Source organism: Rhizobium sp. PEPV16, from assembly GCF_008919455.1.
GTDB lineage: Bacteria > Pseudomonadota > Alphaproteobacteria > Rhizobiales > Rhizobiaceae > Rhizobium > Rhizobium leguminosarum_Q.
Genome location: NZ_VSZV01000339.1, coordinates 58,250 through 74,841, shown reverse-complemented (window position 1 = coordinate 74,841; position 16,592 = coordinate 58,250). Strand labels below are relative to the sequence as shown.

13 protein-coding genes are annotated in these 16,592 nt (G+C 62.8%); 7 read left to right on the top strand and 6 right to left on the bottom strand.

The window, feature by feature from the left end; translation table 11 throughout:
* Positions 1-58: 58 nt before the first annotated feature.
* The 3 genes from FY112_RS25935 to FY112_RS25925 all read right to left on the bottom strand — a co-directional run bounded on the left by FY112_RS25935 (position 59) and on the right by FY112_RS25925 (position 3,302).
* Positions 59-1,291, bottom strand: a complete 1,233-nt coding sequence (locus FY112_RS25935; protein WP_017957466.1) for a sugar ABC transporter substrate-binding protein — start codon at positions 1,289-1,291, stop codon at positions 59-61.
* A gap of 62 nt (positions 1,292-1,353) precedes the next feature.
* Positions 1,354-2,256 (bottom strand): sugar phosphate isomerase/epimerase, encoded by a 903-nt coding sequence (locus tag FY112_RS25930; RefSeq protein ID WP_017957465.1) that lies wholly within the window; start codon positions 2,254-2,256, stop codon positions 1,354-1,356.
* Between the two features lie 11 nt (positions 2,257-2,267).
* Entirely contained in the window at positions 2,268-3,302 is a 1,035-nt protein-coding gene (locus FY112_RS25925; RefSeq protein WP_017957464.1) for a Gfo/Idh/MocA family oxidoreductase, read from the bottom strand.
* A gap of 215 nt (positions 3,303-3,517) precedes the next feature.
* Between FY112_RS25925 and FY112_RS25920 the strand changes: the two genes are divergently transcribed.
* Positions 3,518-4,561: a substrate-binding domain-containing protein gene (locus FY112_RS25920; protein WP_017957463.1), complete on the top strand. Its 1,044-nt coding sequence runs from the start codon at positions 3,518-3,520 to the stop codon at positions 4,559-4,561.
* Positions 4,562-4,601: 40 nt separating this feature from the next.
* On the opposite strand, the gene FY112_RS25915 is transcribed toward FY112_RS25920, so the two are convergent.
* Positions 4,602-5,936: an LLM class flavin-dependent oxidoreductase gene (locus FY112_RS25915; RefSeq protein ID WP_151519602.1), complete on the bottom strand. Its 1,335-nt coding sequence runs from the start codon at positions 5,934-5,936 to the stop codon at positions 4,602-4,604.
* Between the two features lie 321 nt (positions 5,937-6,257).
* Between FY112_RS25915 and FY112_RS25905 the strand changes: the two genes are divergently transcribed.
* Positions 6,258-7,475, top strand: coding sequence for an SfnB family sulfur acquisition oxidoreductase (locus FY112_RS25905; RefSeq protein ID WP_131621700.1), 1,218 nt, complete (start codon positions 6,258-6,260; stop codon positions 7,473-7,475).
* Between the two features lie 81 nt (positions 7,476-7,556).
* Here FY112_RS25905 and FY112_RS25900 read toward each other — a convergent pair whose 3' ends face one another.
* Together FY112_RS25900 and FY112_RS25895 are read right to left on the bottom strand one after the other, a co-directional pair.
* Complete coding sequence (locus tag FY112_RS25900; protein ID WP_151519601.1) at positions 7,557-8,765, bottom strand: acyl-CoA dehydrogenase family protein; 1,209 nt, start codon at positions 8,763-8,765, stop codon at positions 7,557-7,559.
* A gap of 80 nt (positions 8,766-8,845) precedes the next feature.
* Positions 8,846-9,892: a substrate-binding domain-containing protein gene (locus tag FY112_RS25895; RefSeq protein ID WP_017957459.1), complete on the bottom strand. Its 1,047-nt coding sequence runs from the start codon at positions 9,890-9,892 to the stop codon at positions 8,846-8,848.
* A gap of 235 nt (positions 9,893-10,127) precedes the next feature.
* Between FY112_RS25895 and FY112_RS25890 the strand changes: the two genes are divergently transcribed.
* The 5 genes from FY112_RS25890 to FY112_RS25870 all read left to right on the top strand — a co-directional run.
* Positions 10,128-11,612 carry a sugar ABC transporter ATP-binding protein gene (locus FY112_RS25890; RefSeq protein ID WP_131629837.1) on the top strand — a complete coding sequence of 495 codons (1,485 nt, stop codon included), beginning with the start codon at positions 10,128-10,130 and terminating at the stop codon, positions 11,610-11,612.
* The gene (locus FY112_RS25885) at positions 11,609-12,670 is read left to right on the top strand and encodes an ABC transporter permease (RefSeq protein ID WP_151519600.1); all 1,062 of its coding nucleotides are present in this window, start codon (positions 11,609-11,611) and stop codon (positions 12,668-12,670) included. Before FY112_RS25890 ends, FY112_RS25885 begins: the two co-directional genes overlap by 4 nt.
* A 16-nt stretch (positions 12,671-12,686) precedes the next feature.
* Positions 12,687-14,084, top strand: a complete 1,398-nt coding sequence (locus tag FY112_RS25880; RefSeq protein WP_131629839.1) for an LLM class flavin-dependent oxidoreductase — start codon at positions 12,687-12,689, stop codon at positions 14,082-14,084.
* Positions 14,085-14,207: 123 nt separating this feature from the next.
* Positions 14,208-15,818 (top strand): ABC transporter substrate-binding protein, encoded by a 1,611-nt coding sequence (locus tag FY112_RS25875; protein ID WP_151519599.1) that lies wholly within the window; start codon positions 14,208-14,210, stop codon positions 15,816-15,818.
* 40 nt (positions 15,819-15,858) lie between these two features.
* Positions 15,859-16,592: ABC transporter permease (locus FY112_RS25870; protein ID WP_246700746.1), on the top strand; the 734-nt coding region annotated here is incomplete at its 3' end.

The window sequence follows — 16,592 nt, the reverse complement described above, 5'->3', positions numbered from 1 at the left end:
CCTTTGGGCATCTTCTCCCGCTGGGGAGAAGAGGGAGCAAGAGCTGGCTCGACGCCAACTAGCCTAATACTGCCTTGATCTTGTCGGCTGCCTGGTCGAGCGCGTCCTTCGGGCTCATCTGGCCGGTCAGTGCTGCCTGGATAGCGTCCTGGATCGCCTTGGAGATCTTCGGCCATTGCGGATGCGGGCCGCGCGGCTTGGCGTATTTCAGCTGTTCAAGGAAGACCTTGAGGGCGGCATCCTTCAGCGGCTGGCCGGTTTCCGGGATCGAAATGTCGGAGCGCGCCGGAAGCTGGCCGAAATTCTTGAACATCTTGTCGTCTTGCGAGGCGAAATATTCGAGCGCCTTGAAGGCTTCGGCCGGATGTTTGCTGGTGGAGAAGATCGCCCAGTTGAAGTCGCCCATGGCCGAGGAGCGTTCAGCGCCTTCCTTGGGAACCGGAAGCAATGTGACGCCCCAGTCGAACTTCGCTTCCTGGCTCATGCGGTCGAGCTCCCACGGACCCGAGATCGCCATTGCCGCATTGCCCGAGTTGAAGGTGCCGGTCGAATCCCACTGGCCGCGCGTCAGCGTATCCGGAGAAGCGAGCTTCTCGTCCATGATTGTCTTCCAGACCTCAAGCGCCTTCACCGCGCCTTCGGCATTGATGTTCTCATAGCTGCCGCCGCCCATCTGAGCCCAGGGAAGGAACTGGAAGGTGCCTTCCTCATTGGCCTTGGCCGAGAAGGCGAGACCGTAGACGTTCTTGGCAGGGTCGGTCAGCTTGCGCGCATCCTCGACGAGCTCGTCCCAGGTCTGCGGTGGCTTGTTCGGATCGAGGCCCTTCGCCTTGAACATGTCCTTGTTGTAGTAGAGCGCGATCGTGTTCGTCGCCTTCGGCACGCCAAAATACTTGCCGTCCCACTCCACGGATTTCAGCGGTCCGGGGAAATAGTTTGCCGGCTTGATGACCGTCGACTTGGAGATCATGTCGGTGAGGTCGAGGAAGGCGCCGCGCGACGAGAACAGCGCATGCTCCGGATTGTCGACGGCGATGATGTCGGGCGCCTGGCCGGTTGCATAGGCGCGCATGGCCTCGGTGACGACGTCGTCGAACTGGATCAGCCGGTATTCGATCTTGATGCCGTTGTTCTGGGCGTTGAACTCCTTGACGAGGTTCGGCGCCGGCTGGATGTCCCTGTCCAGCGACCAGAGCGTCAGCGTGACGTCTTCGGCCCTGGCCGAAAGGCCGGTGAGCGAGATGCCTGCAAGCGCCAGAGCGCCCAGAATTGCATATTTGCGGATAGCCATGGTTCTCCTCCTTTGTGGTTATCCCCGTTTCCGGCAATTCCTCTTTGCCGGCCACGATATCATCAGACCGGATCGACGACGAATTCGCCGCCCCGGGCATGCTTGAGGTGGTTGAGCGCATAGACCTGGCCGGTCATTTCAAGCGCGTCGCGATAGACCGGGTCGTGCCAGCCTTCGATATCGATGGAGCCCGACCAGCCGGCAAGGCGCAGCTCGGAAATGATGTCGGTCCAGTTGCTGTCGCCGAAGCCCGGCGTGCGCATGAAGACGAACTTCTCCTTGCCGAAGATGCCGTGTTCCTTGATGACCTCCCAGCGGATGGTCGCGTCCTTGCCGTGGACGTGGAAGAACTTATGCGCCCATTTGCGGATCTGCGGCAAAGGGTCGATCAGATAGACCATCTGATGGCACGGCTCCCACTCCAGCCCGATATTATCGTCAGGCGTCTCGTTGAACATCAGTTCCCAGGCGTCGGGATTATGCGCGATATTCCAGTCGCCGGTCGCCCAGTTGCCGTCCATGGCGCAATTCTCGAAAGCGATCTTGATGCCCTTGTCGGCGGCGCGCTTGGCAAGCTCGCTCCAGATCTGCTTGTAGCGAGGCAGGCTGTCGGTCAGCGGCTTGCCGCGGATGCGGCCGGTGAAGCCGGCAACGCAGGTGGCGCCGAAGTGATGAGCATTGTCGATGCAGTCCTTCCAGCCCTGCAGCGTCTCGAGGTCGATCGCGGTCTCTTCCAGCGGATTGCCGAACATGCCGAGCGTCGAGATGGTGATGTCGCGGTCGCCGATCGCATCGAGGCAGCGCTTGCCGAGTTCGGCAAGGTCCTGGCCCTTGGTCGTCTGCCAGAAGAAGGGTTCGAAGCTTTCGAAGCCCATGCCGGCGATCTCGCCGATGCGGGTTGCGGCATCGCCCTTGTTGCCGCTGACCATGGTGCCGATACGAATGGATTTTGCAGGGTTGCTCACGTCACGTCATCCTATGCTGAAATTTCGACGCGCCTGCCCGTCTTGGCGCTTTCGATCGCGCCGAAGACCATGGCAAGGCTTCGGATATTGTCGGAATTGACCGTCTCGGGCCGTTTGCCGGTGCCGATCGCCGCGATGAAGTCGGCGATGACGCTGGCGTGACCATGGGTCTCCTCGTCATGCTCCGGACCGGGAACGTTTACGGCAGCGTGCCCACGCAAAAGGCCGGGCTCTTCACCGGCGATGGTCGCCTTGAAACTCTCTTCCCCATTCCAGGTGAGCATTCCCTTCGAGCCGACGAGGCGCCACTGGCTTTCCCAGCTGGTGCGCTCGCCCTCGGCGCACCAGGAGCCGCGATAGGTGAAGACGATGTCGTCGGAAAATTCGAAGATGGCATTGGCCGAGGCGCCGTGCCGGTACCACGAACCCTTCGGATTGCGCTCGACGCAATAGACGGCAAGCGGCTTCCTGTCGGCGACGTAGCGGGCCGCATCGAAAGTGTGGATCGCCATGTCGAGAAGCAGGACGTTGTCCATCTCTTCGCGGAAGCCGCCGAAATGCGGCGCCAGGAAGAAGTCGCAATGGATGCCGGTGAGTTCGCCGATCGCGCCGCTTTCGACGAAGCGGCGAAGGCGCCTGACGCCTGATATGAAGCGGCGGTTCTGGATGACGGCGTGGATGCGGCCGGTCTCGGCGGCAAGATCGACCAGCGCGGCACCCTCGGCAAGCGAGGCCGCCATCGGCTTTTCGCTGAGCACATGGCAGCCGGCCTTGAGTGCGGTGGAAACGACGTCGTAGCGCGCAGCCGGAATGACGATGTCGAAGACCAGGTCGGCCTTCGTGGCCGCGATGACGTCGGACAGGTCCGAACCGATGACGGCGCCATCAAGGCCGAATTCCGCGGCAAGCTTTTCCGCCGTCTCCCGGTTCAGGTCGACGAGGCCGACGATGGTGATGGAGTCGGCCAGCAGAGGATTGGAAGCGATGGCGCGCAACCAACCTTTGGACATAGCTCCGCACCCGCACAGAATGGCACTGAATTTCACGATTTCCTCCAGGGGAACGGTGTCAACTCTCCTCGTGACACGCACTCCGTAAACGTTTACGACTGTAGGCGAAAACATTTTGCGGTGTCAATAGACGCCAAATGGGAAATTACGGGCCCAGATCCGGACGGATCTGAATTATAGAAAAGGAGCATGATGTCGTCCGAAAACCGCGCACACTTTTCGGCATCATCCTCCGGGGAAAATCGTCAGCGATGAAGGGGATTCGCCAGCTTGCCGAACACTTGAATATCTCGATCGGCACGGTCTCCCGCGCGCTGAACGGCAAGCCCGATGTCAATCAGGAAACCCGCCGGCGCGTGCTGGCGGCGGCCGAGGAACTCGGCTATGTCGCCAACCAGTCTGGACGGAGCCTGAGGCAGGGGGAGACGAAGGTCATCGGGTTGATGATCGAATCCAGCAAGGAGACGGTCGAGAACGCCGACAACTTCTTCCTCGGTGTCACCAGCGGCCTGCAGAGCGTCTTTGCCCGCCACAAGCTCGACCTCCTCATGTTGCCCTGCCCGAGCGACGAGGACCCGCACGAATATCTGAAGCGGATGGTGGCGCGGCGCATCGTCGATGCGATGATCATCTCGGACACGCAGCGCGTCGACCGGCGCATCGACTTTCTCTCACGGGCGAAGATTCCCTTCGTCGCGCTCGGCCGCAGCCTTTCGGCCAGCAATTTTCCATGGATCGATCTCGATTTCGAGGGCGTGGCCGACCATGCCGTCGAGCGGCTGATCGCGCTGGGCCACCGCCGGATCGCGATCACCGCGCCGTCGAGCGAGGCCAACCTCGGCTATCTCTTTATCGAAAGCTATCGCCGGGCGCTCGAGCGGCACGATATTCCTTTCGATCCGTCGCTCGTCATCCGCGTCAGGTCGAGCGAACAGGGCGGATATCAGGCGGCCCATGAGTTGCTGCTGCTCGAAGAGCGGCCGACGGCGGTGATCCTGATCTACGAGCTGATGGCGATCGGCCTTTACCGCCGCCTGATGGAATCGGGCGTCATGCCCGGCCGCGACCTTGCGGTGATCGGCTTCCGCGACGCTCCGCGCGCACGGTTCCTGCAGCCGTCGCTGAGCTGCTTCCGCATCTCGCTCTACGATCTCGGTGTAGCGCTCGGCCGGATGCTTCTCGCCAACATGCCGATCTATCGGGAGTTCTATCCAGGCGATGGGGGCAACATCATCTGGCCGCTCGAACTGATGGCGGGTGAAAGCGACGCGTTTCGGGTTGGGGTCATGGCCTGAGCGGTATCGGTTTGCTTCCGGAATGCAGAAGCGAACCCCCTCATGCACCTGATGCAAAGAACCGGTTCTCCGGCCGCGGCAATCCGAGATGTTCGCGCAGCGTCGTGCCCTGATATTCGCTGCGGAACAGACCGCGGCGCTGCAGCTCGGGAACCAGCCGGTCGGTGACGTCGAGGAGACCCTGCGGCAGATAGGGGAAGACGACGTTGAAACCATCCGAGCCTTCCTCATCAAGCCAGCGTTCCATCTCGTCGGCGATGCTTGCCGGCGTGCCGACGAAGGCAAGGCCGGCATAGCCGCCATAGCGCTGCGCCAGCTGGCGCACCGTCAGATTTTCCTCCGCCGCAAGCTTCAGCACCTGGGCGCGGCCGGTCTTGCTGGCATTGGTGTCGGGAATGTCTGATGGCAGCGGCGCGTCGGGATCGAAGCCGGACGCGTCATGGCCGAGCGCGATCGAAAGCGAAGCGATGGCGCTGTCGTAATGCACCAGGCTGTCGAGTGTGGCGCGTTTGGCGCGTGCCTCGTCGATGCTGTCGCCGACGATGATGAAGGCGGCGGGCAGGATCTTCAGATGGTCACGGTTGCGGCCGAGGGCTTCCATGCGACCCTTGATATCGGCATAGAGCGCCCTGCCCGCGGCGAGATCGCGCGGCGAACAGAAGACCATCTCGGCGGTCTCAGCGGCAAGCTGGCGGCCGGGGTCCGACTGGCCGGCCTGGACGATGACGGGCCAGCCCTGCGGTGGCCGGGCGATATTGAGCGGCCCGCGCACGCTCAGTTCCTCGCCCTTGTGGCCGAGCACATGCATCTTGTCCGGATCGAAGAACAGGCCGCTTTCCCGGTCGCGGATAAAGGCATCGTCGGCGAAGCTGTCCCAGAGCCCCGTCACCACATCGTAGAACTCGCGGGCGCGATGATAACGCTCGCCATGCTCCATATGTTCGTCGAGGCCGAAATTGAGCGCGGCGTCGGGGTTGGACGTCGTGACGATGTTCCAGCCGGCGCGGCCGCCGCTGATATGGTCGAGCGAGGCGAAACGCCGGGCGATGTGATAGGGCTCGTCGAAGGTGGTGGACGCTGTCGCGACGAGGCCGATGCGCTCCGTCACCGCCGCCAACGCCGACAGTAGCGTGAAGGGCTCGAAGGAGGTCACGGTGTGGCTGCGCCTCAGCGCCTCGACCGGCATGTTGAGCACGGCAAGGTGATCGGCCATGAAGAAGGCGTCGAATTTCGCCCGCTCCAGCGCCTGCGCGAAGGACTTCAGACGGGCGAAATTGAAATTGGCGTCAGGATAAGAACCGGGATAGCGCCAGGCACCGGTATGCAGGCTAACGGGACGCATGAAGGCGCCGAGGCGCAACTGCCGTGGGGTCATGACTTTCCTCATGGATCGGGCAAGGCGGCCGCCTGCCCCGCATTGGGCGTTCTGTCTGAAGCCGCTGCAGCGACGCATCGGATATCGGTTACGTAGGAACTCGACGAATTCAAATCGAGGCCGACTCCGCTAATTTCCGGTAGGGATTTCGGCGTTTTTCCGGCCACGTTTTCGCAGAACCGCTCGACTGAGACACTAATCGCGGCAGCCAGAAGCCGATAAGCAAACACTTTTTATTTTCTACCACATCTATAGAATTTGTACTCTTATCTCGGCGCGCGATTTCTTTCACCGATAGGGCCGTCAGAAATGGAGACATCGATGAACACCGTGCTGAGGCAAGCAGACCAGATCCGGCCCGTGGCCGACCGTATCGGCAGCGACGAGGAGGCGATCGCGACTGCCCGTAGACTGGCGGCCCAATTTGCCGCACGCGCCGCCGAGCGCGATGCCGACAGGATCCTGCCTTTTAGCGAACTCGATCTTCTCGCCCAGTCCGGCCTTCTGGCGATCACCGTGCCGGCGCAATATGGCGGCCTCGACGTCTCCAACGCCGTGCTTGCCGAGATCACCGCGATCCTGTCGGAGGCGGATGGCTCGATCGGTCAGATCCCGCAAAACCATTTCTATATTCTCGAGGCGCTTAGAACCGACGGCGGCGAGGAGCAGCAGCGTTATTTCTTCGGCCGGGTGCTGGCCGGCGATCGTTTCGGCAATGCGTTATCCGAGCGCGGCACCAAGACGGTCGGCCACTACAATACGCGCATCACCCGCGACGGCCCGGGTTACCGGATCAACGGCCGCAAATTCTATTCGACCGGCGTCCTCTTCGCCGACTGGATCACCATCTTCGCGCTCGATCCGGAGGATCGGCTGACCATGGCCTTCGTGCCGAAGGGCACCGAAGGCGTCGAGATCGTCGACGACTGGGACGGCTTTGGCCAGCGCACCACCGGCAGCGGCACGACGATCCTCGACAATGTCTATGTCAGCGCCGATTCCGTGGTCTTCCATCACAAGGGCTTCGAGCGGCCGACGACGATTGGCTCCGTTGGTCAGATCATCCATGCCGGCGTCGATCTCGGTATCGCACGGGCGGCCTTTGCCGAAACGCTGGATTTCGTCAGGACGAAATCGCGCCCCTGGATGGATAGCGGCCTTGAGCGTGCCTCAGACGATCCGCTGACGATCGCCAAGGTCGGCCAGATCGCCATTCGGCTGGAAGCCGCAACGGCTCTCGTGGAGCGCGCCGGGCACAAGGTCGATGCCGCGCAGGTCGAGACGACGGAGGAAAAGGTGATCGCGGCGACGCTTGCGGTTGCCGCTGCGAAGGTGCTGACGACCGAAGTGGCTCTCGAGGCCTCGAACACGCTTTTCGAGCTTGCCGGAACCTCGTCGGTACAAACAGGTCTCAATCTCGACCGCCACTGGCGCAATGCCCGCACCCATACGCTGCACGATCCCGTTCGTTGGAAATATCACGTCGTCGGCAACTACCATCTGAACGGCGTAACGCCGCCGAAGAACGGCGCGCTCTGAAACTTCCATTCCTCCCAAGGAAAAGTCCCATTGCCCATGCCGGCAATGGGACTTTCGTTTTTCGATGGAAGAGTGGTCGCCTCAGCTGTAGAGGCTGACCTCGGGTATTCTGTCGTTCAGCACGAATTCACCGACTTCCTTCGCCTTGTAGAAGACAGGATCGTGCAGCGTGTGAGTGCGGACATTGCGCCAGAACCGGTCGAAACGGTATTTGTCGGCCGTCGAGCGAGCGCCCGTCAGCTCGAAGACGCGTGAGGTGATGTCGAGCGAGACATGGGTGGCGTGGACCTTGGCGGCATAGGCTTCCGCCGCCGCCTCGCCGCGCTCACGCGCGGTGACGTCGCGGCCGCGGGCAAGGCCCGCCTGCACGGCGGCTGCGGCACTGTCGGCAAGGGCCGCCGAAGCCTTCAGTGCGGCGGTGAATTCGCCGACGCGTTCGAGGATATAAGGATCATCCGCCGCCCGCTCGACACCCGAGGTGATCCACGGCCGAGTCGTGTTGCGGACGTAATCGACGGCCGCATGCAGCGCGCCTTCCGCTGTGCCGAGATAGAAATTGACGAAGACCAGCTGGATGAACGGCGTATTGAAGGTCGATAGCACCGGCGGTGCTGCGTCGGGTGCAGCCGGCGCGCCGACGAAATCCTCCTCGTAGACGGGAAAGTCGCGGAACTCGACGCTGCCGCTGTCCGACAGGCGCTGGCCAATATTGTCCCAGTCGTCATTGGTGACGTAGCCTGGACGATTGGTCGGCACGGCGAAGCCGGCGATCTTGTCGTCGAGCGCCGCATTGGCATTGATGTAATCGGAAACCCGCGCCGCCGTTGAGAAGGACTTGCGTCCGTTCAGCACATAGCCATTGCCCCGACGGGTGAGCACCAGCCCGGGATCGCGCGGGTTGACGGCTGCACCCCAATAGAGGTTCCTGGCGACAGTATCGCTGCCCAGCGCATGGGCGCGCGCCGCATCGAGGGCCCAATAGATGTACTGGCTGTTGACGTAGTGGTAGCCGAGCAGCTGGCCGATCGAGCTCTCGCCACGGGCGAGAATGCGCACCAGCCCCAGCCCCTCGACCCAGTCGAGACCACCGCCGCCGATTTGCGTGGGATGCAGCGCATTGAGCAGCCCGGCATTCTTCAATTTTACGATCTCGGCGAGCGGCGGACGGCCTTCGCGGTCGAGGTCTGCGGCGCGCCGCGACAGGTCGGCAGAGATCTCCCCGGCACGGGCAAAGAGGTCTTCGCGCGTCGGGTTGCGGCTGGCCGCAAAGATGACATTGGATTGGCTCATGGGCGGAACTCCAATTCTCCAAAAAGATGATCCGGCGGAAGCCGCAGAGGCTTCCGCCGGAAGGATCGAAGTGCGTAGTCTCAGAACAGCTTGTCCGGGATCCAGCTGGCGGTCGCAGCATCGCTCGTGCTGAAGGCCGGGATCTTTTCGGCCAGTTCCTCGATCGTCTTGACGCCGGCTGCGCGCAGGCTTTCCTGCGTCAGAAGCGTCGGCTTCACGGTGATTTGGTGGGGAACCGTCTGCCCGGCGATTTCGAGTGCTGCGGCGCGAATGGAGACGGCGCCGACGACGGCCGGATTGGTCGCGACGGTCGCAACCCAAGGGCTGCCTTCCTCGGTGATTTCCTGGATATCGGCCGTCGAGACGTCGGCCGAATAGATCTTGAGCTTGTTTGCAATGCCGAGGTCGTTGGCGGCAAGCTTCACGCCGCGGGCGAATTCGTCATAGGGGGCGAAGACGACTGAAATATCGGGATTGGCGGTCAGCACGGCCTTCGCCTGGTCGGCGGTCGAGGTCGCCGTCGTGTCGCTGACATTGCCGAAGCGGGCCTTTTCGACCACGCCTTTATTGTCCGACTTGAACTTGTCCCAGACCTCGTTGCGGCGGTCGAGCGGCGCAAAGCCGGCGACATAGACATAACCGGCGTTGAAGCTGTTGCCGTTGTCCTTCACCACCTGTTCAAGCGCCAATGATGCGAGTTCGTGATCGCTCTGCTCCACCTGCGGGATCTTGGGGTTGTTAAGGTTGACGTCGAAGGCCACGACCTTGATGCCCTTGTCGAGCGCCTGCTGCACGACGTCGCCGAGCGATTCCGGCAGACCGTGGTCGATGACGATGCCGGAGACGCCGAGATTGATCGCCTGCAGGATCTGCTCGCGCTGCTCGGCGGCATCCTGCCGGCCGGGGAAGATGCGCAGGTCGATAGCCAGCGCCTTGGCCTGGGCTTCAGCCCCCGCCTGGTAGGCCTGGAAGAAATCACCGGCCGAGATGTAGCTGATCAGAGCCACCTTGACGCCACCCTTGTCGAAGGGGGCCGGAGCGCCGGACAGGCCGTCGGCTTTTGCGCCTTGAATGAAAATGAACGGAATGACGGCGGCAGACAGTGCGAGCCGTGCGAGGGATTTCATCGTCGCGTTCCTTTTAGCAATCGGGAGCGTCGTCTGACAGGTCTGACAGCCCTTGCGACACGTCGGATTATTTAGATATAATCTCTATGTTTTTAGTAGAGTAAATGATCCGATTTTACGGGCTGCAGGAGATTCTTTGTTTCCCGAGGACAGTTTGTGAGGGAAAGGCGTGCCTGGAGTTCGACCGCCCGGACGGGGCACACTCCGGCTTCGAATGCAGTCCTGGACACTATCGATGCCGCTTCTTCACATTGAAAATATCACCCGCAGTTTTGGGTCGACGCGGGCGCTTGCCGGCGCTGATTTTTCTATGGAACGCGGCGAGATCGTGGCGGTGATGGGCGCAAACGGCGCGGGCAAATCGACGCTGGTCAAGATCCTTTCCGGCGTGCTTCCGGCCGATGGCGGCATGGTCAGCCTCGATGGCCGCGTCTTTGCGCCGCGCAGCCCGGCCGAAGCGGCAAGGGCCGGTGTCGTCACGGTGCATCAGTCGACGGATCTCGTCGGCGCGGCCGGTCTGACGGTTGCCGATGCCCTGCTGCTCAACCGGTTTGCCGATCGCAGCACACCCTTCTTCGTCTCGCGCGCCGGCATTCGCCGTGCCGCGCAGTCCATGCTCGACGCCGCCGGCTTCACCCTGCCGCTCGACCGCGATTTCGGCGAACTCGCCAGCGCCGACCGGCAACTGGTGGCGATTGCGCGGGCGCTTGCCAACCGCGCCGATCTCCTCATTCTCGACGAGCCGACGGCGAGCCTCTCCGGAGAGGAAAGCCGCCGCCTCTTCGATATTCTGCTGAGGCTTCGCAAGCGCGGACTGGCGATCCTCTATATCTCGCACCGTACCGCCGATCTCGAAGCCATCGCCGACCGCGCGCTCGTCATGCGCGGCGGCCGCGTCGTCGGCACCTTCTCACGGCCGATCGATTTTTCGAGCGCCATCGAGACGATGATCGGCCGCAGACTGGATGCGGCTCGGCCGGATGCGCGGCCTGCGACCGGACCAGTGATTTTCAAGATGCGCGATGCCCGCCTGCTCTCGGAAGCCGCCTCCTTCGATCTGTCATTGCATGAGGGCGAGGTGGTGGCGGTGACCGGTGTGCTCGGCGCCGGCAAGAGCCGGCTGCTGTCGGCGATCTTCGGCGTGACGGCGCTTGCCGGTGGTGCGATGTTCCTCGGCGGTCGGCCCTACCGGCCAAAAGGTCCGGCCGAAGCGATTGCATCAGGTGTCGCGATGGCGGCCGAAGACCGTCATCGTTCCTCGCTGATGCCACCGGCATGGCCCGGCCATTCGCTGTCGGCGACGATCAGCCTGCCGCATCTTGGCAAATGGTATCCGCGCGGTTTCCTTGTCGGCGGCCGTGAACGACGCGAGGCCGAACAGGCGATCACTCGTCTCGGCATCAAGGCCGCAAGTCCGCTCGCCTCGGTCTGGTCATTGTCCGGCGGCAACCAGCAGAAGGCGGTGATCGCCCGCTGGGAGGTGGAACCGAGCCGTTTGCTGCTGCTCGACGAACCTTTCCAGGGTGTCGACGTCGGCGCCCGTCATGACATCATCCGGGCAATCCGCGCCCGCAGCGACCGGGCGACGCTGATTGCGACCTCCGACCCGGAGGAGGCCTATGAGGTGGCCGACCGCATCCTCGTCATCGACCGCCACGTGTTGAAGCCCGCGGCAGGCGGAATTGCCACTCCTTCCGCTATTCAGGGAATATCCGCATGACGACGATCGATGACGACACTCTTCCACAGACAAGCGTCCGGCCAAAGGCATCGCCGCAAGCCGATAGCGGTCTTCTTGCAGCACTCGGGGCGTTCCTCCGGGCAGGCGCAGTGTTCATCCTGTTGGCACTGCTCGTCGTCGGTTTCACCGTCGCCGAGCCCGCTTTCATCAATATCGCCAATCTGATGAGCATCCTGCAGGCGGTGTCCGTCGTCGCCATTCTCGGCGCCGGCGTCACCGTCACGCTGGCGGTCGGCGGTTTCGACTTGTCGATCGGCGCGGTCGCCGCATCGAGCGTGATGGCGGCGAGTTATGCGATGATCGTCTGGCACCTTGATGCCTATGCGACGGTGCCGCTGGTGCTCGCCTTCGGCGCCCTGATCGGCCTCGTCAACGCCTTCCTCATCGTCCGCCTGAAGGTGCCGGATCTGTTGGCGACGCTGGCGATGATGTTCCTGCTTTCCGGCCTGCAGCTGATCCCGACCGCCGGCCGATCGATTTCGGCCGGCCTCACCCTGCCTGACGGCTCGAAGGCGACCGGCGCCTACGACCCCGCCTTCCTGCTGATCGGCCGCTACAGCATCCTCGGCACCCTTCCCGTTTCGGTGGTGCTGATGGCGGTGGTCGCCATCGCACTCTTCATTCTCACCGAACGCACCCGCATCGGCCGGCTGCTGTTTGCGACCGGCGGCAACGAGATCGCGACCCGGCTTGCCGGCGCCTCGACGGTGCGGCTGAAGACGCTCGCCTATGTGCTATCGGGCACGCTGGCATCGCTCGGCGGCATTGTCATCGCCGCCCGCGTCGGGCGTGGTGATATCTCGTCCGGCGGCTCGCTGCTGATGGATTCGGTCGCCGCAGCACTGATCGGCTTTGCCGTCTTCAACCTGCGCCGCCCAAACGTGCTCGGCACCATTGCCGGCGCGGTCTTCGTCGGCGTGCTGCTGAACGGCCTCACCATGCTGAACGCCCCCTACTACACCCAGGATTTCGTCAAGGGCGCCGTGCTCGTCGGCGCGCTCGCCCTCACCTACGGCCTCGGCCGTAGCAATCCCTAATTCCAAGGAAGAAAACATGACCCGCGAAATCAGGCTGAACGCCTTCGACATGAATTGCGTCGGACACCAGTCGCCGGGGCTCTGGCGCCATCCGCGCGACAAGTCCTCAACCTACAAGGATCTCGACTACTGGGTGCATCTGGCAAAGACGCTGGAGCGTGGCAGGTTCGACGGGCTGTTCATCGCCGACGTGCTCGGCGTCTACGATGTGCTGAACGGCAATGTCGATGCGGCACTTCGCCATTCGGCGCAGGTACCGGTCAACGATCCGCTGCAGCTCATTCCAACCATGGCCTACGAGACCGAACATCTCGGCTTCGGCCTGACGGCGTCGCTCTCCTTCGAGCACCCCTACACCTTCGCCCGCCGCATATCGACGCTCGACCATCTGACCAAGGGGCGTGTCGGCTGGAATATCGTCACCTCCTACCTCAACAGCGGTGCGCTCAATATCGGCCAGCCGGCGCAGACCAAGCATGACGATCGCTACGACCTCGCCGAGGAATATCTCGAGGTCTGCTACAAGCTCTGGGAGGGAAGCTGGGAGGACGGCGCCGTCGTCCGCGACCGGGAAAGCGGTATCTTCACCCATCCGGAAAAAGTCCACCCGATCCGCCATTCCGGCAAGCATTTCAACGTGCCCGGCATTCACTTGAGCGAACCCTCGCCGCAGCGCACGCCGGTGCTCTACCAGGCCGGCGCTTCCAGCCGCGGCAAGGATTTCGCCGGCGCCCATGCCGAGTGCATCTTCGTCGCGTCGCCGTCGAAGCCCGTGCTGAAGCGTTACGTCGCTAATGTCCGCGAGGCGGCCGAACGCGTCGGCCGCAACCCGCGCGAAATCCTCGCCTTCAACCTGCAGACCGTGATCCTCGGCGAAACGGATGCGGAGGCACAGCGGAAGTTCAACGAATACCGCAAATACGCCTCCTTCGAGGGTGCGCTGACGCTGATTTCCGGCTGGACCGGCATCGATTTCGGCCAGTTCGGGCCGGACGAGGTGCTGCGCCACCGCCATACCAATGCGGTGCAATCGGCCGTCGAAACCTTCACCACCATCGATCCCACCAAGGAATGGACGGTGCGCGAAATGGCCGATTGGGTCGGCATCGGCGGTTTCGGCCCTGTTTTCGTCGGCTCACCGCAAACAGTCGCCGATCTGATGCAGGAATGGATCGAGGACACCGATGTCGACGGCTTCAATCTTGCCTATGCCGTGACGCCCGAGAGTTTCGAGGATGCCGTCAATCTGCTGGTGCCGGAACTGCAAAAGCGCGGCGTCTACAAGACGGAATATGCCAGGGGCACTCTGCGGGAAAAACTCGGGGGAGCGGGGCCGCGGCTCGTCGCGCCGCATCCGGGTGCCGCTTATTGCAATCTCTTCGGCGCGCCCGCGCGTGTTGCGGCCAACGGCTGAGCGAATAATGGCTGGGTGACAAAAAATATCTCGCCCAGCCCGACCATTCGAATCTAACCTCTATGACAATTGGCATTTCGCCCCGAATATGGGCACTAGAATTTCACCGATCAGGAGGGGGTCATGACCATATCATCTATCTCGCGGCGGACGCTGATCAAGGGCACTGCCCTGCTGCTTGTCTCGACGGCCCTCGCCCGGCAGGCACTCGCGCAGACCGCGCCCGCCGGCGGCCGGCTGATCGTTGCGGCCGATTCCGAGCCGAAGAACCTCAACCCTGCCATCGTCGCCTCGAACGGCGTCTTCTTCGTCGCCAGCAAGGTGATCGAGCCGCTCGCCGAAGCGTCGTTCGACGGCAAGGACGGGCTTTCACCGCGCCTCGCCACCTCCTGGGAGGGTTCGGCGGACGGCCTTTCGGTCACCTTCAAGCTGCGCGACGGCGTCACCTGGCACGATGGCAAGCCGTTCACCTCGGTCGATGTCGCCTTCTCCGCGCTCAACATCTGGAAGCCGCTGCAGAATCTGGGCCGCCTGGTTTTCGCCAATCTCGAAGCCGTCGATACGCCCGATGATTACACCGCCATCTTCCGCTTCTCCAAGCCGACGCCGTTCCAGCTCATCCGCAACGCCCTGCCCGTTGTCACCAGCGTCGTTGCCAAGCACATTTTCGACGGCACCGATATCGCCACCAACCCGGCCAACAACATGCTCGTCGGCACAGGGCCCTTCAAGTTCGCCGAACACAAGCCCGGCGAATATTACCGGCTGACGCGCAATGAGAATTACTGGGACAAGGAGCAGCCGAAACTCGACGAGATCATCTTCCGCGTGCTGCCCGATCGCGAGTCGGCGGGTGCAGCACTCGAAGCAGACGAAATCCAGCTTGCCGCCTTTTCGGCCGTGCCGCTCGCCGATCTCGACCGCATCTCCAAGGTCGACGGCATCAAGGTGATCTCGAAGGGCTATGAGGCCCTGACCTATCAGCTCGTCGTCGAGATCAATCATCGCCGCAAGGAACTGGCCGATCTCAGGGTGCGGCAGGCGATCGCCCAGGCGATCGACAAGAAATTCGTGGTCGACACGATCTTCCTCGGTTATGCCGCCGCCTCGACCGGCCCGGTGCCGAAGAATGCGCCGCAGTTTTATACGCCGGATGTCGCGGCCTATGATTTCAACCCGGCGGCGGCCAACGACATCCTCGACAAGGCAGGATACAGCCAAGGCCCGGACGGCAACCGCTTTACGCTGAAGCTCCGCCCCGCACCCTATTTCAACGAGACCCGCCAGTTCGGCGACTACCTTCGTCAGGCCCTCGCCGTCATCGGTATCAATGCCGAAATCGTCAATGCCGATGCGGCCGCGCATCAGAAGGCAGTCTATACCGACCACGACTTCGACCTCGCCGTCGGCCCGCCGGTCTTCCGTGGCGATCCGGCGATCTCCACCACCATTCTCGTCCAGTCCGGGACGCCAGCCGGCGTGCCCTTCTCCAATCAGGGCGGCTACGTCAATCCGGAGCTCGACAAGATCATCAAGCAGGCCTCGGAGACTGTCGACACGACGGCGCGCACCGATCTCTACCGCAAGTTCCAGCAGCTCGTCGCAGCCGACCTGCCGCTGATCAACATTGCGGAATGGGGGTTCATCACCGTTGCGCGCGATACCGTGCAAAACGTCGCGGATAATCCGCGCTGGGCCGTATCGAACTGGGGCGATACGGTGCTGCAATCGTGATAGGATTGGCGGCAATTCTCATCCAGAGGCCCTGTCCGGCGTGAGACGTGCAATCATCCTCCTGAGGCGCAGGGCGATCAGCAGCATTCCAGTGCTGTTGATCGTGGTGATCTTCACCTTTTTCCTGCTTGAATCCGCCTCGGGCGATGCTGTCGACGCCTATCTCGGCTCGATCGGCGGCGGCGATGCCACACTTAGGCAGTCGCTGCGCGAGAGCTACGGCCTCGACCAATCGATGTTCGCGCGCCTCTGGCTCTATCTTTCCTCACTCGCACGCTTCGATCTCGGCTGGTCGGTCGCCTTCGGCCGGCCGGTTGGTGCGCTCATTGCCGAACGCCTGCCCAATACGCTGCTGCTGATGGGCAGTGCGACGGCGCTGTCCTTCGGCCTCGGCTCGGCGCTCGGCATCCTCGCCGGGGCGCGGCCGGGCGGTCTGCGGGATCGGCTGCTGTCGATCGGCTCGCTGATCGTCTATGCCATTCCGAGCTTCTGGCTTGGGCTGGTCCTGAGCATCGCCTTTTCGGTGAAGCTACGCTGGTTTCCGATCGCCGGCGTCGAGACGATCGCTTCCGGCAAGACAGGATTTTCGCGCGCGCTCGATATCGCCGATCATCTGGTTCTGCCGGTCGGCGCTCTGGCGCTGATCTATCTCGCCTTGTTCCTGCGGGTGATGCGCAGCGGCATGGCCGAGGCCTGGAAGCTCGATTTCGTGCTCTTCGCCCGGGCCAAGGGCCTGTCGCGGAGCCGGATCGTGCTGCGCCATGTCGCGCGCAA